The sequence below is a fragment of the Ruegeria sp. BHSA163 genome (assembly GCF_059613365.1).
In genome coordinates, this window is sequence record NZ_JBXWSJ010000017.1 from 23,757 (window position 1) to 43,562 (window position 19,806).

17 protein-coding genes and 1 pseudogene are annotated in these 19,806 nt (G+C 51.7%); 8 read left to right on the forward strand and 10 right to left on the reverse strand.

The features are described from left to right. Positions 1 to 156 precede the first annotated feature (156 nt). The 4 genes and pseudogenes from AC2FNV_RS09835 to AC2FNV_RS09850 all read left to right on the forward strand — a co-directional run bounded on the left by AC2FNV_RS09835 (position 157) and on the right by AC2FNV_RS09850 (position 3,262). On the forward strand, positions 157 to 1,587 hold the full coding sequence (locus tag AC2FNV_RS09835) for a S1C family serine protease (RefSeq protein WP_170481218.1): 1,431 nt from the start codon (positions 157 to 159) through the stop codon (positions 1,585 to 1,587). A gap of 346 nt (positions 1,588 to 1,933) precedes the next feature. Further along, the gene (locus AC2FNV_RS09840; protein WP_170481216.1) at positions 1,934 to 2,410 is read left to right on the forward strand and encodes a hypothetical protein; all 477 of its coding nucleotides are present in this window, start codon (positions 1,934 to 1,936) and stop codon (positions 2,408 to 2,410) included. Positions 2,411 to 2,433: 23 nt separating this feature from the next. Further along, positions 2,434 to 2,787 carry a hypothetical protein gene (locus AC2FNV_RS09845; protein WP_254448054.1) on the forward strand — a complete coding sequence of 118 codons (354 nt, stop codon included), beginning with the start codon at positions 2,434 to 2,436 and terminating at the stop codon, positions 2,785 to 2,787. A 124-nt stretch (positions 2,788 to 2,911) separates the two neighbouring features. Beyond that, positions 2,912 to 3,262 (forward strand): annotated as a pseudogene (locus tag AC2FNV_RS09850) (YgjP-like metallopeptidase domain-containing protein). Positions 3,263 to 3,542: 280 nt separating this feature from the next. On the opposite strand, the gene AC2FNV_RS09855 reads toward AC2FNV_RS09850, so the two are convergent. After that, positions 3,543 to 4,088: a recombinase family protein gene (locus AC2FNV_RS09855; RefSeq protein ID WP_496773154.1), complete on the reverse strand. Its 546-nt coding sequence runs from the start codon at positions 4,086 to 4,088 to the stop codon at positions 3,543 to 3,545. Between the two features lie 2,273 nt (positions 4,089 to 6,361). Here AC2FNV_RS09855 and AC2FNV_RS09860 point away from each other — a divergent pair. After that, positions 6,362 to 6,847 carry a hypothetical protein gene (locus AC2FNV_RS09860; protein ID WP_496773156.1) on the forward strand — a complete coding sequence of 162 codons (486 nt, stop codon included), beginning with the start codon at positions 6,362 to 6,364 and terminating at the stop codon, positions 6,845 to 6,847. A gap of 252 nt (positions 6,848 to 7,099) precedes the next feature. Here the strand turns inward: AC2FNV_RS09860 and AC2FNV_RS09865 are convergent, their stop codons facing one another. Then, on the reverse strand, positions 7,100 to 7,720 hold the full coding sequence (locus tag AC2FNV_RS09865) for a thermonuclease family protein (protein ID WP_496773158.1): 621 nt from the start codon (positions 7,718 to 7,720) through the stop codon (positions 7,100 to 7,102). A 395-nt stretch (positions 7,721 to 8,115) separates the two neighbouring features. Between AC2FNV_RS09865 and AC2FNV_RS09870 the strand changes: the two genes are divergently transcribed. From AC2FNV_RS09870 to AC2FNV_RS09880, 3 genes are read left to right on the forward strand one after another with little or no spacing between them, the layout of a single operon-like run. Beyond that, positions 8,116 to 9,396 (forward strand): hypothetical protein, encoded by a 1,281-nt coding sequence (locus AC2FNV_RS09870; protein ID WP_170481206.1) that lies wholly within the window; start codon positions 8,116 to 8,118, stop codon positions 9,394 to 9,396. Beyond that, positions 9,396 to 10,175, forward strand: coding sequence for a COG3904 family protein (locus tag AC2FNV_RS09875; protein ID WP_496773160.1), 780 nt, complete (start codon positions 9,396 to 9,398; stop codon positions 10,173 to 10,175). Before AC2FNV_RS09870 ends, AC2FNV_RS09875 begins: the two co-directional genes overlap by 1 nt. Positions 10,176 to 10,207: 32 nt before the next feature. Continuing rightward, the gene (locus AC2FNV_RS09880; RefSeq protein ID WP_170481314.1) at positions 10,208 to 10,594 is read left to right on the forward strand and encodes a thermonuclease family protein; all 387 of its coding nucleotides are present in this window, start codon (positions 10,208 to 10,210) and stop codon (positions 10,592 to 10,594) included. Between the two features lie 427 nt (positions 10,595 to 11,021). On the opposite strand, the gene AC2FNV_RS09885 is transcribed toward AC2FNV_RS09880, so the two are convergent. From AC2FNV_RS09885 to AC2FNV_RS09920, 8 genes are all read right to left on the reverse strand, one after another. Then, on the reverse strand, positions 11,022 to 11,474 hold the full coding sequence (locus AC2FNV_RS09885; protein ID WP_170606581.1) for an SRPBCC family protein: 453 nt from the start codon (positions 11,472 to 11,474) through the stop codon (positions 11,022 to 11,024). A 105-nt stretch (positions 11,475 to 11,579) separates the two neighbouring features. Then, entirely contained in the window at positions 11,580 to 12,389 is an 810-nt protein-coding gene (locus AC2FNV_RS09890; RefSeq protein WP_170606580.1) for an XdhC family protein, read from the reverse strand. 11 nt (positions 12,390 to 12,400) lie between these two features. Further along, positions 12,401 to 13,588, reverse strand: coding sequence for a vWA domain-containing protein (locus AC2FNV_RS09895; protein WP_170606578.1), 1,188 nt, complete (start codon positions 13,586 to 13,588; stop codon positions 12,401 to 12,403). Further along, positions 13,588 to 14,454: an AAA family ATPase gene (locus tag AC2FNV_RS09900; protein WP_170481163.1), complete on the reverse strand. Its 867-nt coding sequence runs from the start codon at positions 14,452 to 14,454 to the stop codon at positions 13,588 to 13,590. Before AC2FNV_RS09900 ends, AC2FNV_RS09895 begins: the two co-directional genes overlap by 1 nt. Positions 14,455 to 14,508: 54 nt before the next feature. Beyond that, positions 14,509 to 16,926: an aerobic carbon-monoxide dehydrogenase large subunit gene (locus tag AC2FNV_RS09905; protein WP_170481160.1), complete on the reverse strand. Its 2,418-nt coding sequence runs from the start codon at positions 16,924 to 16,926 to the stop codon at positions 14,509 to 14,511. Next, complete coding sequence (locus AC2FNV_RS09910; protein WP_155149197.1) at positions 16,923 to 17,417, reverse strand: (2Fe-2S)-binding protein; 495 nt, start codon at positions 17,415 to 17,417, stop codon at positions 16,923 to 16,925. The genes AC2FNV_RS09905 and AC2FNV_RS09910 overlap by 4 nt, the downstream gene beginning before the upstream one ends. Before the next feature lie 14 nt (positions 17,418 to 17,431). Continuing rightward, positions 17,432 to 18,265: an FAD binding domain-containing protein gene (locus AC2FNV_RS09915; protein ID WP_170606574.1), complete on the reverse strand. Its 834-nt coding sequence runs from the start codon at positions 18,263 to 18,265 to the stop codon at positions 17,432 to 17,434. Between the two features lie 138 nt (positions 18,266 to 18,403). Further along, the gene (locus AC2FNV_RS09920; RefSeq protein ID WP_170606572.1) at positions 18,404 to 19,504 is read right to left on the reverse strand and encodes an MHYT domain-containing protein; all 1,101 of its coding nucleotides are present in this window, start codon (positions 19,502 to 19,504) and stop codon (positions 18,404 to 18,406) included. Positions 19,505 to 19,806: the final 302 nt, after the last annotated feature.

Consider the following 19,806-nt stretch of genomic DNA (forward strand, 5'->3'; position numbering starts at 1 on the left):
TCCACAGCGATGCAGCTCACTGTTGGATTTGAGCCATATCTAATTGCGATGTACGCAATTCTTGCTACGAGGGGTGGTCAAAGAAGTTTCTCTGTAAGACTTTAAGGCCAACAAAAACTAAAACTAGTACGGGTTCCTAAGTTGCAGAAGTCTGGCTTGAATAAACTCTTCTGTCTGTTTTTATTGTTGTTTTTCTGGCTGGAAGCACCGAACAAAGCGTACTCTCAAGACTTTGAAGTTCTTTTCCGGGACTTTGATGCCAGCGACCTGACATACCAAGACAAGCGCTTTCTTCAGACCGCATTAGCCTTTGAAGGAAAGTATCAAGGCTTGTTAGACGGGGCATGGGGGCGGATTAGCGACCGGGCATTGCGCAGGTACTCTCAAAGCGAGTTTGGTACTGCACCTGAAGACTGGCACATGGCAATGCTTGCTTGGTCGTTATTTGAGCGTCTGTCTGACAATGGGTGGGAGTTCAATTACTTTTCCGGCTTGGGTTTGTCGCTCTTGTGGCCCGAAAAGACGATCGTTCGTGAGGCCGACTCCGAATACTTTGTGAATTATCGCCATACAAGAAGTAGCCTTGCAATTTCGATGGGCATTCACAGTCAGGACATCACACAGAACCTACACGACTTCACAATGAGAACTCACGACAGTGCGTCGCAACCCTATTCTGTGCGTAAGTCGAACTTGGCTGTCTCGTCGGCCACAGAACGAGATGGTTCAATACTCTACACGCGTTCTGACTTCGTTAACGGGTCCTGGTCAACTGTGATGCTGTCATCAAATGAACGAGATGCGGCCGTATTGGGCACGGTTGCGTCTAGTATCTCGCCCAATCGAGTACAGCCGTTGTCCTTCACGACCGGTGGCAAACTTGATTACGTGGTAAAACGAACAATTGATGCAATCGAACAGGCAGAAGACGACCGAACAAGTTCAGCCAACACTCCACCTTCCAACGAAGAAAGTGTCTCAGGAAGTTCAGGAAGCGGATTCGTCGTTTCGGAAGCCGGGCACGTTCTGACAAATGCGCACGTCATCGAGGGATGCAAAGCAATTTCCGTGGACGGGCAAAGCGCTCAAGTCGTTGCCGTTTCTGAGGAATTTGATCTGGCGCTGCTAAGGTCAGACGCAGTTCATAACAAAGGGGTTGCCGTGTTTTCAGCAAGTTCAGCAAAACTCAATTCAGATGTTACTGCGGCTGGATACCCGTATGCTGGAATGCTCGGCGGCCTCAATATTACAAGAGGGTCGGTCTCGTCACTTAAGGGCTTAGGAGGAGATTCAGCTACGATGCAGATTACAAGTCCAATCCAAAGTGGTAACTCAGGCGGTCCTCTGCTTGCTTCTGACGGTGAGGTCGTTGGCGTGGTGGTGGCAAAGTTGAATGAACTCAAAGTGGCTGACGCATTGGGGGACGTTCCGCAGAACGTCAACTTTGCCATTCGGGGGGAGATCGCAAGACTATTCCTCGCCCAAAATGGAATTGAACCTAGATTGAGTTTGGATGATCAGCGGTTGGAGCCCGAAGAAATCGCTGAGACGGCAACAAGTTTCACAACATTTATTGAGTGCGAATGACGAAACGCTCGGGCGGCTACTCACACAAAGGCTTAGCTGGCAGTACGGACAGTCGTAGCACGATATTACTCGCTGTATAGATCCTATTGCATCTCACGAAGCGCCTTAGAAACGGCTGTATCCTACCGAGTTTCTCTTTGCCCTCGCCTAACTGCCCTAAATACGCATTCTCTCAGTGTTTTTTGATCGAAGTCAAAGCAATGCCCACCAGCTCGATTATGCGTTAAGCTACGTCGATCGGCGAAACATGTATCAAATGCTGAAAGCGCTTGTTGTCGTGCTTGCAGGAGTTGCTGCAGACGAACTGGTTGCCTAACCAAGCAGAAGAAATCTCGGGAGAAAGATAATGAAAATTGCCAGTTGCATCGGCGTGTTGTCGTTGCTCACACTTCTTGGCGCTTGCGCCTCATCCACGACCACACAACTTGCTCAAAACGTAGTCCGTATTGATGTAAGTGCTGCCCCAGCTTGTGGTTCGTCAGGCGCAAAGAAACTAGTAGCTCGCATGGCGGCGGTCGAAACCATCAGATTGGGTTACGACAAGTATTACATCGCCGCAATGGATGCACAAAATAACGTTCGAGTTGTTGGAGCCAATTACAACACGACTGGCACAATAAACACATATGGTAACACTGGAAGCTATTCTGGGTACACAACAGCGACACCTATCTATGGGGGATCACGAGACGCCGCACTTGTTGCAGTAATGTTCAAAGCAAATGACCCTGAGGCAGCAAACGCGATTGATGCTCGGGCCACTCTCGGTCCGAATTGGCAAGAAGTCGTTGCTCAGGGTGCCCCAAACACCTGCCTAGAATGACAAGAAATGGACTGGAACGTGGGATGATAAAATTGACTGCTATTGCGGTAACAATTCTAGCGCTTGCAGGTTGTGCATCTGAGATTATGAAAAGTTATGTTGGGCGAGACATTACGGATGTCGTGCTAGATTACGGGCCGCCCAGCAATGTCGTAAAGCTGCCTGACGGGCGCACTGCTTTTCAATGGAGTTTTACTACATCATATACCGCCCCCACGACGACAAATATTCAGGGGTATGGAAACTACGCTACGGCAACGACTTACGGTGGAGGTACGACTTACTCGGAGTGTCTGTATACACTGTTTGCAAAACCCAACGCGCAGAACAGCTTCACGGTGGTCGGTTTCAAAGAACCCAGTTTTTGGTGTGAATGATGTTGATCTCGCCGTTTTGAAAAATGTGCTCCTACTGCCGAACCCGTATCAGGCAAGAAGCCTAGCCAACCATCAATGCAAACATTATTGCGCCCATCTGACTACCCGTCAGGTGGGTGCCTGAATTGCTTTAGGAAAAGCCTTTTCAGTTAAGTTGGAAATGTCAGGAAGTGTGGGTAGTTGTCTGACTGTAGATGTAGAGAAAGGTATCTCAGGTAGCGATCTAGAACGGCCCGTGAGGACGTCGCTAGAGCAAAGGTATCGTGCTCACGCACTCACCAAACTGCTGGACAAGACCAAGCGGTATGCGTCCATCATCGGTGTCACCCTAAAATCCGCTGATCTTAAAGACTACAAAGCTCGTTGGGGATCGTATTCTTCAAGTGGAGATGTCACATAACATTGGCGCATAATCATAGCACCCCAAAATATCGTGGAATACATCGTTGTTCATGAGTTGTGTCATCTTCCCTAACACGATCACGGTCCCAAGCTTTGGAGGCACGTTGAGCACATTGCTCCGAATTACAAAGAACGCTGGGAATGGTTGAAGTAGAACGGCGAGGCTTTGAGGATTTGAGCAAACAGGACATGTAACTCGATCAACTCTGTCCAATCTCTCGCCCTAACGCTCAATCCTTAACGCCTGCCGTTCACTGAAGGTCCTCATAGACGCTTTTCTACGAAGATAGTCCAACCTTTCTTCCTCTTTTTCAGCCTATCTGTTCCACCACCAATTTCTTTCGACAGCTCAATTAGATTGAAAGGACACGATAAACCGATCGCTCTGAAACCCCGACCTGCATAGCGATTTCACGTTTGGATGCCCCTTGTGCTGCTAACTCCCGGATTTGTGGTGCTTTCAACTTTGCTGTTGGCTTTCGACCTTTGTACTTACCCATCGACTTGGCTTTGACGATGCCTTCACGCTGTCGTTCCAGCATAATCTCCCGCTCGAATTGGGCCACCGACCCAAGCACGTTGAGCATCAGCTTTCCTGTAGCGTTCGAGGTATCAAGTCCAAGATCAAGGACGCGAAGGCCAACACGCTTAGCTTCCAGCCCCTCAACGATCTCACCTAGATGCCGCACTGATCGGGCCAAGCGATCTAATTTTGTTACGACCAAAGTGTCCCCTTCACGGGCATAGTCCATAGCGGCCTTGAGCGACTCCCTGACAGCCACTGAGCTGGTCTGCTCCTCGTAAAGCCGCTCACAACCCATGACCCTCAGTGACTCTCTTTGAGCCTCTAAGCCGGCATTCTGTTCCAAAGTCGATGTTCTGGCGTATCCAATCAACATGGCGGTAATCTCCTTGTCTGCCATTAGGTTCTTAGGAGTCGAGGCAGAGTGTCTGCCAAAAGTGAAATCCGACTCCATAGACAGACAAATCCGCCGCCCTGAGAAGCTGTCACTGAGGCAAGGTCTATTGGCAGAACTTTTAGCTGGAAACTAAGGGGTGGGGGGTTTTGGAAAACGACTTCAAAAAAGAGGGGGTTTATTATTCTTATTATTGCTTCTGAGAATCGGTCCCTCCGTGAATTGGACTGAAGCTGAGTATTTCAAGTTCATAGGCAACTGAGTCCCGATGATATTGCAGCTCAGGGTCGCAGTTCCTTTGGATTGATCCAAGGCAAGGTGCCTCCAACTGTACCTTCAAGAGATAGAAACTCTGACGTACGTCCATTGACAGCGCCTATCGGATTTAGGGTCATGACTTTCAAATTGAAGAAAGGCGGTCAACCTCAGTGCCAGATATGAAAGACCACTCTGCGGACAAAGCAGTCAAGGTAATTTACCGTTTCGGTCATTTGATAGAGGACTTCAAAAGCTGAGGCCTTTGGAAACGCCATCTCACGCTCCAGCAAGACGCTTATTTTCGAATGACATTCAAACTATTTATGACGCGGCCAGCTTCCTTTTCGAAGCCCTCGGCTCGCTGATCTAAGCGGTCAGTATGCGAATTCACATATTCAATGAAAATTATTAGAACCCACCCCTTTGTGAGATCATACCCGGCGCATCGAACGCCAGTATTATCCAGGCGAATAGGCTCGTCGAAGGCAATATCTGTAAAGTCAAAGTCATACGCCAAACAAACTTCAAGAAGCTCTGAGTTTTGCGAAAGCGAATATGGGCGAGAATTTAGGTTTACTAGAGTTTGATTCGGAGCCGGTGGGATAGATCTAGCTATTTCTTCGAGGTGCTTGAGCAAGTTCATCAGATACTTATTTGGTTCAGTATTAAATTGAGTGCGGCGCACTCCTAGCTCTTTCAGAACCGCTTCCACAGGGCGTCGAAATGCGACTAAGTAAACGCCTCGCGTTCCACCGTCCGATGCCACCCACTGGCAATTCGTGACTTGATCTCGCGGGGTTTTCGAGAGGTTACACTCTTTAGGAGTTTCAAACTGAAGGTTTATCCTACTGTCAATATAATATTCAGCGCTCTCTGAAAGCGAGACACTTGGGATAAGAAAGCAAAGAGCTGCGAGCATCAATGATATGTTTAGTCGGGCGTTCATAGGATCAATAATTCGTCATTGGGACCAAGAAACAAATGATCTAAGTCAATCTATAACCAGCTGGCTATAGGCTTAGAAAGCCGCTTGAACTTAGCGTCCGCATTGGGCTCAATGCAGTCATCCTCTGCACTGCGAACCAAGGTCCGCTTTTCTAGAAAGTGAAGAGACGCGTTTATAGGTCCTTTACCTGGGGACAAATTATCAGTCGATGATAAAGTGCTCGGAGCATTCTTCAAAAACTTCGAAACCATGGGTCGCAGTGGAAAACACTAGCGGCTTTTTTTGATGTCCTTTTGGATGCAGTATCTGCCTCTGATGAAACCGCTTCGATAGATCAGTTCAGTGGGCATACATAAATCCACAGGAGAGGCATTTGGGGCTGAGTTGGGCAACCCCTATCAGGACTCGCTAGGCCTCTCAGTGACTCTCTGAGCATCACTGTGGCGGTTCTGCAGACATCTTCTCTGATGCTGAGGAAATCAGCTTCATTGGAGTGCCAGAAGGCTCATCTTCGACAGAGGTCTCCAAACGGACTCTATCGGAGTAGTAACTCACAGCGCTTTCGGCCCATCCAACTGTACCGTTACAGAAGCGAAGCAGCTTAAAGAGTTATCTATTTCCATGCTGGGGGGACGCCATTAACAACCCCTGTCGGATGTAAGGTCAGTGACTCTCTGAGCATCACTGTGGCGGTTCTGCAGACATCTTCTCTGATGCTGAGGAAATCAGCTTCATTGGAGTGCCAGAAGGCTCATCTTCGACAGAGGTCTCCAAACGGACCCTTACGGAGTACGTAACTCACAGCGCTTTCGGCCCATCCAACTGTACCATTACAGAAGCGAAGCAGCTTCAAGAGTTAGCTATTTCCAAACTGGGGGACGCCATTAGGCGTCACCAAAGTGGTTCGTGTTCTTCGAACCAAATTTCCAAGCACCAAAAATCCGCATCAAAGCCTGATCTTTGGTGCGACTTATCTGCAGGACCAAAAGTTGGACTTTCTGCAAACCGGAGCAACCGCTCCTAACCGCAACCCACAACATAAGGAAGTTTCATGGGTATGTTCGAAAAAAATCTTAACAACGAAACACGAAAGGCATTGGCACGGAAAGCGTTGCAAGAAATTCATATGAAGAAGAATGACATCAAAAAATACGTGCTCGAGCGTGGCTTTGTTATTGGTCGCTTCCAGTACGAATTACGACAAAAAGTAAAAAGCACAAAATTGTATGGGCAAGAATTGGAGAACCAGCTTCCTGAAATCAAACAGTGGGATGATGCCCTCCGAAGCAACAACCTTTGGCTTTACAAAGCGCTCTTCGTTCCTGGATCAGATGGCAACGACATCTTAGAGGTGCTCGAGATTAAAGAACTAGCAGACTTTCCCTCTTGGAACGCAACTGTTGTGAAAAGGGCGTACAAGACACGAAAGAAAAGGTTGATTGCAGAAGGGAAGCTTTCAAAAACAAAACCATTCCTAGTGGAAGTCAGCCAATCGCAACCTGATTTTCGACTGCTGTCGCTTCTTAGTCGTAGCTAGGATTTCATTTCTCAAGAAGCCTCGTGGCCCAGCGTGTTGAATTCAATCAGTAACTGATTAATGCTCTCAATCAAGCGAGGTCGAAAGGAGCCGCAATGCTTTCAAAGCGTCGTGGGCAACACAATATGGACACTCTCGGAACTGCATTGAAAGATGCAAGTAAATACGAGCGACTACCAAGGCCAGAAGGCAGCTTCGTCGATCTATGATCGCTCTCGTAACTCTTAATCTGAGGGACAGCTGCCAATAGTGTTAACCGTTCATCTTCCGAGCGGCTTCTTTCTCTTCATATTTCTTCCACAGCCCCATATGTCCATTCTGCCTTGCGTTGGCTAGCCAGAGCTTCTTTCGAGCATCGGGCTTTTCCATTGATCGATATTTTCCACCTGAGAATTTTGGCCAGTCTATCGCTAAGCCAAGTTTGACCATTTCAGCAGATAGATCACGGCCGTCCTCCAAGTAGCACTTTGCAACTGTACGACCGTGGGTGTCTTGATCTGTTACTTCAGCCCTAATTTTTTTTCCCTTGCAGAGAGAAACGAGCGCCCATTTTGCTTTCTTCCCGTAAGGGTGGTTCATCTCGGGCGCATCGACACCAAACAACCTGACCTGGGTTTTCTTTATGACCAGCGTGTCGCCATCCACTACGTAAGCGGAACCCGTCAATATCGAGACGCTTGGCCGTGGTACCGTATGGCTTGGATCAAAACGCCGCTGCGGCGACGTGCGTTGTCGCTGCCCAGTAGTTAATCTAGGATTTTTGTCCGACTGTGACTCTCTCGGGGGCGTTGTCGTGTCTTTGTACCTGTTGCTGCGGAATGCCAAATACACCGCACCTGCCAATACCAATCCTAAAACAACAAAAGTCTCCACGAAACAGGTCTCCCAACGTTAGGTCGTTCAAAATTGCTTCACCAGATCAAGGCTGACTCAAGTACACGCCAAGGTTGATGCCCTGAAAGCATGTCATTTTTTTGTCCGGAGGGTTGCGAACCAGTCTCCTCTCAGAGAGAGGTCACTCAAAGGACTATTAGAATGTTCAACTCCATTTACAGATAGGCCCAAAAGAACGGGCTTAAATTTCAGTTAGTTGTAGTTTTCCACACCGCCTAGAGCTCAGAATGAAAACTGGCGGAAAATCCAATGAGAATGGCAGGTTCTCACAAGCAATCTCTTCGCTGCGGCGTGATGTGCAAACCCACGTGAAATATTTCAGTGAATGATTATGTGGCGTTGTATCGCGTCAAGAGTGTGGAGTAAGTGTTGCCATGACAGAGAACAAAGACCGGCTGACTGCCGAAGAAGCAAAAGGGCTTCGGACTGCAAAAGAACTCGAAGGTCATCTCGCTTGGCTTGACACCTTCACTCCCGCAGCCTTGGGTGTCCTCGCTATAGCGTCAGGGATTTACACATATCTCGGTGTATCTTCGCTGCTTGAAGACAACGGTGCGGTCTCATTCTTCGCTGCCGTGGCCTATTCGATAGCTGTGTCTGTCGGCATTTTTGTGTTCTGGAGCTACATGCTCCGGCTGTTGCCTTCAATGCGCACTGCGAGCGGTTTTATCGGGCTAACTATCTCAACCATTGTCGGCTCTGTTGCCATTATTGCCATGTCCAGCTGGCTCAATGCTGCAGCTCTCGCTGGCTCAGCAGCGGTTGAACAACACCTCGAAAACACTGTGCGTGACTACCAAGCAGCCCTTGAGCAAGCTCACGACATCGCTCTCAGCGGTCAAGCGTTGGGTCGCGAGGTGGAACGCGCCCGACAGAGTTTTGAGGAACTCGCTGAACTCGAGCAGTCTGGTGATCTATCAGGTACAGCTGGTCGAGGTGCCGTGTTCCGTGTTCTTACTCAAAAGGCTGAGGAATTGCGTAACCTGGAGGAACAGATCGCTGCACAGCAAGAACCTATCGAGGAAGCTTTCCAACAAGGCAACGAAATCCTCGCAAAGATGCGTGAGCTTACCGTTGCACCCGGTCCAGTGGATCGTCGCTCGGTTCAGTTTTCTGAGGAAAGCGTAAAGCTGGCCGGCGTCATCTCTCGTCTCAACCAATACAGCGTAGCACCACTTGTTGCTCGTGCTGCCGAAGACTTGCCATCGTCAGTCGTACTTCCAGAGCTTGATGGTCGAAGCTCCGACGTACGCGACGCGCAATCATCCACTATCAATTCCGTTTTGAACGCTCTGGACCAACGAAGCAAGACACTCAAGAACGCAGCTGACGAGGTATTGGACATGGAGCCGCCAATCGAGACGGCATACAATCCGATTTCCAGTGCCGATGCTGTAATCAAATACGCCCACAACTTCGTACCTTCGTGGGCCGGAGCAATCGCAATCGACTTGCTGCCCGCCGTGTTGGTATTCGTGCTGGCTATCACCCAAGCCGCAATTCGCAGCGGCAAGGACGGTATGAGCATAGAGGATACGCTGACACTCTCCGACCTCAGAGCCGCTATGAACGCCATGAAGGACGTCGAGGCAACAATGGGTGTGGCGGACGCCGCCATACTTAACCGCGCTACGACGCAAAAAGATCAAGCTTGATGGGTATTTTAAATCGTCTCGATCCACGCTCTGGGCTACGGTACGTTCTGATTTTGCAGCTCGTGATCGCAGGTGTTCTGATTGCGTTCGATGTTGTTGGCGTCATTCCAAACCCGTTCAAAGAGCGAGTTGAACTCCCTACGGGACCAGTGTCTCCCGGCGATCAACGTCGGGAATATCGTACCGACCGTTCTGATCCGTCGCTTCTGCTACAAGACGGGCCACTAGAAATACCGATGCCAGAGGCTTTTCCAGAAAGATTGGATTTCTCTGTAGTGGAAGTGGAAGGGCTGGGGAGTGTATTGCTTCTCACTGGGCAAATAGAAGTGGACGACTCATCGCGATTTGCTTCGTACCTATCCGACATGCAAGAGAAACCGGACCTCGTGGCACTTCACAGCCCCGGTGGAATGGTGTCAGAGGCGTTGTCCATCGGTGAGAAGGTCAGAGAAGCGGAGCTATCTTCTGCAGTTCTGGCTGGCGCGATGTGCGTGTCCTCATGCCCTTACATCCTAGCAGGTGGGGAGGAGCGCATCGTCTCGCTCCGTAGCATTGTTGGTATGCATCAGCACTACTACGATCAGCCTCGCCTGATACCAGTCGTCTTCGCAGTTGAAGGTATCCAAATGGGACAAGGCGAAACGATGCAACATCTCATCGACATGGGCGTGGAACCGTCGCTCATGCTGTACTCTCTGAACACTCCACCTGACGAAATCTATGCGCTCGTCGAAGAAGAACTCTTGGATACACGCATAGCAACTCAAGTAATCGACTAACACGCAACACCGAGGAATTTGTCTTGTTCAAGATGCTAACAATTGCTGTGGCTCTTTTCGCCACGACTGCCGCTGCTGGTGGCCTCCAAGTACGCGACGCAGATACGATCGTTGTCGATGGCACTCCCGTTCGCCTGAACGGAGTGGATGCGCCAGAACTTGGCACTCGTTCTGGTCAGGACGCTAAACGCTGGATGGTGAACTTCCTGCGAGGCAAGAACATCGAGTGCAAACTGAACGGTGAGCGTACCTATGATCGTTGGGTTGGTGTTTGTTATGCCGACGGACAAGATATTGGCGCTGCCGTGATTGCTGCGGGACATGCACTGGATTGCGCGAGGTTCTCGGGTGGGCGATACCGGCAGCTGGAAACACCGGCAGCGAAATCTCGTTTGAGGCGAGCTGGCTATTGTAGGTAGAGACCAATTTCATTCGGACGTCGAGGATCAACCGTAAAAGCCCCTGAGGTGTTCAAGCTCTAGGGAGTTGGTTGTTCGAGTCTGAAAAGTTTTTGTCGCTGCCTCAAGGGTTGGGTGTACGATCGTTTAGCTCCTCCAATCAGGTCCACATTCGAGTCCACAAATCAAATGTCGCAACTCATAAATATTTGATTTATAATAATTAATACCTCCAACTAGGTCCTCTCCTGGGCACCAACCCATCAAAAAATTTCCATTCAAAGCTTCACCCGTCAGCAATGGCATAGGGCATTTATTGCCTTTGCCTGGCGAGGAGATCCACCGCAATCCAGTGTCGTTTTTTAGAAAATTCGTACGCTTAGCGCAGCGCCTTCGAACTAGGACAGGGGCAAATATAGCTTGCCCCCACTTTCATTTTTGCGCTGCTTCAAGCTGCGGATTGTTCGGATACCAATTCGCCGAACTTAGTAAAGAACTTGCCCGATAGTTTCTTTGCAGTCCCTGCAATCAATCGGCTGCCCAGTTGGGCGATCTTTCCGCCGATATCAACCTTTGCAGTGTAAGTCAGAACCGTCTCGCCGCCGTCCTCGGTCAGGGTTACGTCCGCGCCACCCTTGGCAAATCCGGCCGCTCCACCCTTGCCCTCGCCTGACAGGCTGAAGCCGTTCGGTGCGTTTGTTGTGTCCAAGGTCACCTCGCCAGCGAAACGCGCCTTTACCGGACCGATTTTAAGGACCACTTTAGCCTCGAGCTGATCGGGCGCAGCCTGTGTCAGTTCCTCGCAGCCGGGAATACATTCTCGCAGAACATCCGGATCGTTCAAGGCCGCATATACCACATCCCGCGGCGCGGATATGCGGATTTCGTCAGTCAGCTCCATTTAGATTTCCTTTCTCAACAACATCTTAGGTAGACGCAAAGCGCCTCTTACGCCGCTTCTTTCACCGTCAATTCGAGGTGTTTGAATTGGAAGTTACACCGCGGTTTAAGCCGTCTTTTCATCATGTGATGCTTCCTCCGATTTGTCGATATTCCGCCAAAAAATGATCTCAGCCAAAATCGACAACGCGATTTCGTGTGGATCGACCGCGTGAATATCAAGCCCCGCGGGTGCCTTTAATTGTTCGACTCGGGCGGGGTTCATCCCCAGCGATATCAACCTGTCACACAAGACCTGTGCCTTGCGGCGGCTGGCCACCATTGAAACTCTTCTGGCAGGTGATTGCAGTGCAGACTTTAACGCAACCGCATCACCCTTGCCCTGCGAGGCGACAACAACAAAATCACGAGGCTGGATGCCCAGCGCAGGCAGGTCGTCTGGGTCAAATTCAGAATAGGCTTCACCAACAGTCCCTTTGGGCAGGCAAACCCGAAGTCCGGCCAGTGTCGCATGAGCCCGAAGCGCCGAAGCAATTGGCGTATCCCCAAAAATCACCAATTTGGGGGCATGTTGATACGGCTCAACCAGCAAGTCGACAGTTCCGCCAGACGGGCATCCACTTTTGAAGGTCTGCACCCCGTCTGGGTCCGCCAAGGAAACCACCTTGTCAGAAGGTTTAATGCGGATCATTTGCGGATCGCCGCTGGATAACGCCTTGACAGCAGAGGCGCGAACAGCGCGTTGCACGCAAGCGCCGCCCAAATGCCCCAGTATTTCGCCGGTCCCAGTTATTGCAGCCTTGGCCCCGGCCTTGGCCGACGTCACGTCCGCGGTTCGCAATACTGTGGCAACGCAGAAACTTTCGCCTTTTGAGCGCAACGTGTCGATTGTGTCGAATATGTCGAAGCCCGGCATTACGTCTCCTTTCACAACTTTTGGAACTCTGGTTCTAAAGCCGCCAAAGCGTCCAGAGTATTAGCAGGCAGATGCGCATCCAGATGAGGCAAAGCTGCTTGGATCGCAGCAGCCGCAGGCTCATAGTTTTCCCACCCTTTCAACGGATTTAGCCAAACAATACGCCGCGCCTTTCGCCGGATGCGAGCCAATACTGAGCCCAGCGCCCGCGGATCGGAACTGCAGTATCCGTCCGAAAGGATCAAAACGACCGTACGCCCATTAAGCGCCCGTGCGCCATATCCGCCCAGAAAACTCTCTAAGCTACCAGAGATATCCGTACCGCCACCAAACCCTTCGGCCATCAGCGACAGTCTTCCTGCTGCTCGCAAGGTGTCGTGGTCGCGAAGCGCATCTGTGACGCGCATCAGACGGGTGTGAAACAAATAAGCGTCCGCTTCTGTCCCGCTGCCAACAAGTCCTTTGAGGAATGCCAGAAAAACCCGCGAGTAAACTGTCATGGATCCGCTGACATCGCATAAAGCGACTATTCGCATAGGGCGAGGTGGGCGCGCACGGCGGTATAGGTCGATTGGCTCACCGCCACGTGCAAGACTCGATCGTTGAATGCGCCGCATATCCAGCGCCGGTCCCCGCAGGGCGCGTTTGCGACGCCGTGACCGACGGTCACGGATCGCACGGGCAATCAACATCGCAGCAGTTTCGGCCCTTTTTAGAGCCTCATCATCCATAAGCTCGCGAAGATCTCTTCTCGCAAGGTTTGTGGTTCGGGTAGCGATCAGCTTACCATCTATACCTTCGGCTTCGCCTTCACCCGGATCAACAGTCGCAGAGCTATCCGGCCCATCAGCGTCTTGTTTATCCGCCCGGCTTTCTGTCTGCCAGATCATCGGTTTTGCAGACTGCACCCGAACATGCGCGGTATTTGCCGTTCCCGTCCTTTGCTTTCCGGCGTTGAACCAATAAGCGTCGAACAGTTCATCAAAGCGGTTCCAGTCTTCTGAATCTCCTGCAAGCAAAACGCATAACGCACGCCGAGCTTGATCTGCATCCGCAGCATTGACTGCAGACAAGGCTGCCAATGCATCTCCGGTTTCTTTTGGCCCGACGCGCAAACCGTTCATTCTCAAATGCCCGATGAAACCGGACATCCTGTCCGCCAGACCTTCAGCTCGGGAAGGGAAGCGCGTGACCGGCATCAGGCGACCTTTCCAATGAACTGGTCCATAATTTCGGGCGGAGCAGCATCAAAGTCAGCGGCCGTTTTAAGCAGGCAAACAAGCGTTGCCTGAACCTCTGAGCGGGACTTGGCAAGGTCATTTACCCCCAGTCCAGACAAGGCGGCTGCCCAATCAAGCATCTCGGCAACACCTGGCGTCTTCTCAAGATCCTCTTTGCGCAGGGATTGCACAACTCCGACAATTTGTCGTGCAAGCAAGCCTTCGATATTTGGCATTTGAGCCTTGAGAATTGCCATTTCGGTTTCATGGGACGGGTAGTCGATGAAACTGTACAGACAGCGGCGTCGCAATGCGTCCGATAGGTCACGTGTTCCGTTTGCGGTCAGTATCACGATGGGTTTTGAACGGGCTCGGATTGTACCAAGCTCAGGTATGGTAATCTGGAAATCTGACAGTATTTCCAGTAAGTAAGCTTCGAACTCCTCATCGGCGCGATCAATCTCATCAATCAGAAGAACTGGGGGCACCTCCTCGCTGATAGCTTCCAGAAGGGGACGTTTTAAAAGGAAGTCATCTGTGAAAAGATGGGCTTCGCTTGTTCCGCCTTGCGACTCGCTGGCGCGAATTGCAAGCAACTGCCGTTGGTAATTCCACTCATAAATTGCGTGGCTGGCGTCGAGACCTTCGTAACACTGCAGCCGGATCAACCTCGTATCAAGTTTAGCGGCGAGTGCTTTGGCGACTTCGGTTTTACCAACTCCGGCTGGACCTTCCAGCAGCAAGGGGCGGCCGAGTTTCTGCGCCAGATGAAGCGCCATCGTCAAGCGGTCGCCCGCAACGTAACCCACTTTCGCGAGCCCTTGCTGTATGTCTTGCAAGCTCATGCCTGTCTCCTGAACAGCCGCTGCACTGGATTCTAGTGCAGCGGCTTGAGTTTTTTAGCCGTGCATCCCTAGACCATTGGCAATTTTCCAGATGCGCCAATGATCGTGCGGCATATGGCTCTGAACAAGGCCAAATGGGCGGAATGCATCATGCACAGCATTCGAAAATGCTGGCACTCCGCCGACATTCGGGCTCTCGCCTACGCCCTTGGCGCCAATTGGATGGTGCGGAGACGGTGTCACCGTATGATCGGTCGTGTAGTTGGGTGTTTCCCACGCTGTCGGCAGGAAGAAGTCCATAAGCGTACCGGTCTTTACGTTGCCCATTTCATCATAAGCAATCTCTTGCCCCATTGCGATGGCCAACGCCTCGGTCACGCCACCGTGGACTTGCCCCTCGATGATCATCGGGTTGATCCGGGTTCCGCAATCGTCAAGCGCATAGAACTGCCTAACTTCCCACTCACCGGTATCTACGTCGATTTCCATAACACAGATATAGGCACCAAATGGATATGTCATATTCGGCGGGTCATAATAACTGACCGCCTCAAGACCAGGTTCCAATCCCGGAATGGCTTGATTGTAGGCGGCAAAGGCGATTTCCTTCATCGTCTTGAAGCGCTCAGGCGCGCCTTTGACTGCAAAGCGATCAACATCCCACTCGACATCGTCGTCGTGAACTTCCAGCAGATAGGCGGCGATCATCTGCGCCTTGGCCCGGATTTTGCGAGCGGCCATTGCCGTTGCCGCTCCCGCTACCGGGGTCGACCGGGAACCGTACGTCCCAAGCCCGTAGGGTGCCGTATCAGTGTCGCCTTCTTCAAGCGTGATGTCATCGGCTGGAAGGCCGATCTCACTGGCAATAATCTGGGCAAAAGTCGTGGCATGACCCTGACCCTGGCTAATCGTCCCAAGCCGTGCGATGGCGGATCCAGTTGGGTGGATGCGAATTTCGCAGGAATCGAACATACCCAGTCCTAGGATGTCGCAATTCTTCACCGGACCTGCGCCAACGATTTCTGTGAAGTGCGTTAGCCCAATCCCAAGCAGTTTGCGGGTCTTGCCAGCTTTGAAATCCTCAATCCGCTGTGCCTGTTCAGCCCGTAGGCCGTTGTAGTCGACGGCCTCCAACGCCTTGTCCCAAGCGGTATGGTAATCGCCCGAGTCGTATTCCCAGCCCAGCGCAGATTGATACGGAAACTGATCGGCCTTAATGAAATTGATCCGGCGCAACTCGGCTGCATCCATGTTCAGCTTGATAGCCAAAACCTCGATCATGCGCTCGATGAAGTATGCGGCCTCGGTCACGCGGAAAGAGCAACGATACGCTACGCCACCGGGTGCCTTGTTAGTATAAACACCATCTACCGCCAGATATGCCGTCGGAATATCATAGGATCCAGTACAGATGTTCATGAACCCAGCAGGAAATTTGGTTGGATCAGCGCAGGCGTCAAATCCTCCATGGTCCGCCGTCGTATGGCACCAGAGGCCTGTGATCTTACCCTCTTTCGTGGCAGCGATCTTGCCCTGCATCCAGTAATCGCGTGCGAATGCGGTGGACATCAGGTTTTCCATCCGGTCCTCGACCCATTTAACGGGTTTTCCCGTGACAATAGATGCGACTACTGAACAAACGTAACCCGCATAGGCACCAACCTTGTTGCCAAAACCGCCACCGATATCAGGGCTAATAACGCGGATGTTGTGTTCGGCAAGGCCAGATATCAGTGAAACGACCGTCCTGATCGCATGCGGAGCCTGGAACGTACCGTAAAGCGTCAATTTGCCGGTAACTTTGTCCATCGACGCTACACAGCCACAGGTTTCCAGCGGGCAAGGATGTGTTCTGTGGTAATACACCATCTCTTCGGCCACCACGTCGGCTTCTGCCAGAACGGACTCGGTCGCGTCCTTGTCGCCTTGTTCCCAGGTGAAGATATGATTGTGGTGCTTTCTGGGCCCGTGGGCTCCTTCGGTTTGACCCTCAAGGTCTTCGCGCAGGACAACGTCGGACTTCAACGCTTCGAACGGATCGGTCAGAACTGGCAGTTCTTCGTACTCAACCTCAACCAGTTCTGCAGCGTCTGCAGCAATATAGCGGTCCTCGGCGACGACATAGGCGACTTCTTGACCTTGGAACAGAACCTTTCCATCGGCCAGTACCATCTGTTTGTCACCTGCCAAAGTCGGCATCCAATGGAGACCCAGCGGCGACAGGTCCTCGGCGGTCAGCACTGCAATTACGCCTGGCAGAGCAAGCGCTGCATCCTTGTTTACGCTGACGACACGGGCATGTGCGTAAGGCGAGCGCACAAAGTCGCCAAACAGCATTCCGTCCAACTTGATGTCATCGACATAATTGCCTTTGCCTTGAGTGAATCGCACGTCCTCCACGCGTTTGCGCGAACTGCCCATTCCTTTGAGATTGGCGGCGCGTTCTTCGGGTGTCATTGTCTGGTCGTTCATTCCGCGGCCTCCTTCTGAGCATTAAGCATGTCGGCGGAAGCCGAGATGGCCTTTACGATGTTCTGGTAACCGGTGCAGCGGCAGAGGTTACCAGCCATCCCAAAACGGATTTCCTCTTCTGTCGGGTTCGGGTTTTCCTGCAGCAGGCGATGCGCACGGGTGATCATGCCCGGTGTGCAGAATCCGCATTGCAGCCCGTGATGTTCACGGAACATCTCTTGAAGGACGCCTAAGCTACCGTCGTCGTTGGTCAGCCCTTCGACGGTTGTGACGTCAGCTCCGTTTACCTGAGCAACAAAGGTTGTGCAGGATTTCACCGACTTCCCGTCAATATCGACGGTGCAAGCACCACAATGGCTGGTTTCGCAGCCAATGTGCGGACCAGTAATTTTTAGATCTTCTCGTAGGAAATGAATCAAAAGCGTACGCGGCTCGGCCAGACCTTCGACCTGCTTGCCGTTTACTGTAAGTTTGACGTGCATTTTCGACATTGGTTTAACTCCCCTCAGCCCGCGCGGGTTTGCGCCCGGCCAATGGCGCGGCGCAACATCACAGCAGCTACGTGTTTTTTGAACTCCACAGGTCCGCGGTTGTCGGCGACAGGGTCAATTGCATCGAGCATCGCGCTGACGCTACCGTCGACGTCGCCCCCGGCAAGTGCGTTGCTGGCTTCTGCAGACCAGATCGGAGTGTCGGACAAATTGGTCATGGCGACCGAGGCTTTGCCATTACCGACCAAGACCGCCGCCGCAGCTGTGGCATAATCTCCAATCTTGCGCTTCTGCTTTTCGTAGGCTTGGCCGACACCGGGGCCCGGTATAGGTATCGAAATACGCGTCAGAATTTCCTCGTCCTCGCGCGCGGTAAAATATGCAGCTTCGTAAAAGTCACGCGCTGCTACGTTACGTGTTCCGTCGGGGCCCTTGAGTTCAAACGTTGCGTCCAAACACTGCATCAATCCCGGCATGTCGTTGCCCGGATCACCGTTGGCCACGTTTCCACCAACCGTTCCCATGTAGCGCACCTGAGGGTCCGCGATCTGGAGCGCGGCATCGCGAATTAACGGAATGGCGGATGCCAGACCTTCATGAGTTATCAACTCATGCTGGGTTACCATCGCGCCAAGCGTGACTGACTCGGCACCCACTTCTATCCCTTTGAGTTCGTCGATCGCCTGAAGATCAACGAGATGGCCCATTTCTGCCATTCGCAGTTTCATCATAGGAATAAGGCTGTGCCCGCCAGCTATGACGCGAGCTTCGTCTCCGTGTTCCTGTAGAATGCCAATAGCCGAGGCAATGTCGCCTGGCCGGTGGTACTCAAAACCGGCTGGTATCATGTTTTCCTCCCTGGGTACGGCAAAACGCCTTAAACTCCCTAGAGTAAGGAAAAAGCTTAATGGCTCATACGTTCCAGCACACGAGAACAGGGGACGCCGTCTGTTTCACGAAATGCGAATGGGCTGCACGAGTTGCGATCACAATCCCAACGCGCTGCGAATATCCGCTAGGCGTGAGCGACTCACTGGAACCTTTGTCAACGCCTCGACACCGTCAAAATAACAGGTTCCGTTGTCCTTGTGACGCTCGAAACACGACACATGTTTTGGATTAACCAAATAGCTGCGATGCGCCCGCAGAAAGCCGTCCGATAAAAGGCGTGTTTCAGCCTCAGTAATTGACCACGGACAAAATAATTTTTCAGAATCCATGTAAAGGATGGTGTAGTGGCCTTCGGCGCGAATTGCGGCGATACGGTAGGGTTCAGCAAAGAAAGTCTGACCTTCCCGCTCGAACGGAACGCCCGCGCGCAAAACCGATAATTCTGGCTCATGCGCAGGCTCGGAGTCTCCGGCGGGTTCAGCCTCCTGGCTTGGGCCAATGAAGGTGATGCCGGTTAACAAAAATGCCGAGCAAATTAAGAATACTGAAACCGTGACTCCCATCGCCAGGACCTGATTATTTAACTCTGGTCCGGCGCCGCTGGGAACGTCACTGACGACAAAATCAGTCAATCCAGTTGCAACAAAATGCATGGTGAAAACCGCGACCCCGAAACAAACGGTCCCCAGCAAAATATTGCGCTGTGTGCGGTTATCATAAGCAACCCATATCGCCAGCACAGACAGGACGACCGACGCGACAGTCGAGATTGCAACATCCCAAATACTGTAGACCGGACGACACAGTTGCATTCCGGCCATGCCGACGTAATGCATCACGACGATCCCCATGCCGACAATGACACCTGCGCCAACGATTGTTTGCATCGTGCGCCGCCGAAAATGAAGCAGCAAAAGTGCGAGGCCAACCATCAGAATGGCAACCAACGCCGAAATCAGTGTGACAAGCGCGTCGTAGTAAAACAAGATTGGTAATTGCAGACCTAGCATCGCAACGAAATGCATGGACCAGATACCACCGCCCAGGATGACCGCAGCCAGCGCGACGACAAACTTGCGCCTTTGGCTGTCCAGCCTGTTCGCGCCATGCGTCAAATACAGCCCAGTGAACCCGGCCATCAATGCAACGCCAAGCGACGCCACTACCAAAATGGCGTTATGTGAGTAGTCCAACATACGGGCTTACACCCCCCTTAGAGAGGGACGTTAACAAACAGATTTGAATGCGACAATTGGGCACCGCCATTGTATGGCGGACTTACGGCTTCGCGAGCGATCCCGAACCTGGTTGTCACTATGACGGAACTGCTGCGATCGCAGCGCGTTTCAGAAAGCCGAAAAGAGCTTCTCCGCTTTCACTTCACTCAAAAATTAAAGAAAATACAGAACGAGAATGTCTTGTTTTGCAGTTTGTATTTCATAGCCGAAGCAGTTAACCGCAGCGATCTAGTATTTACAGAATAAGATCTGAATATGCC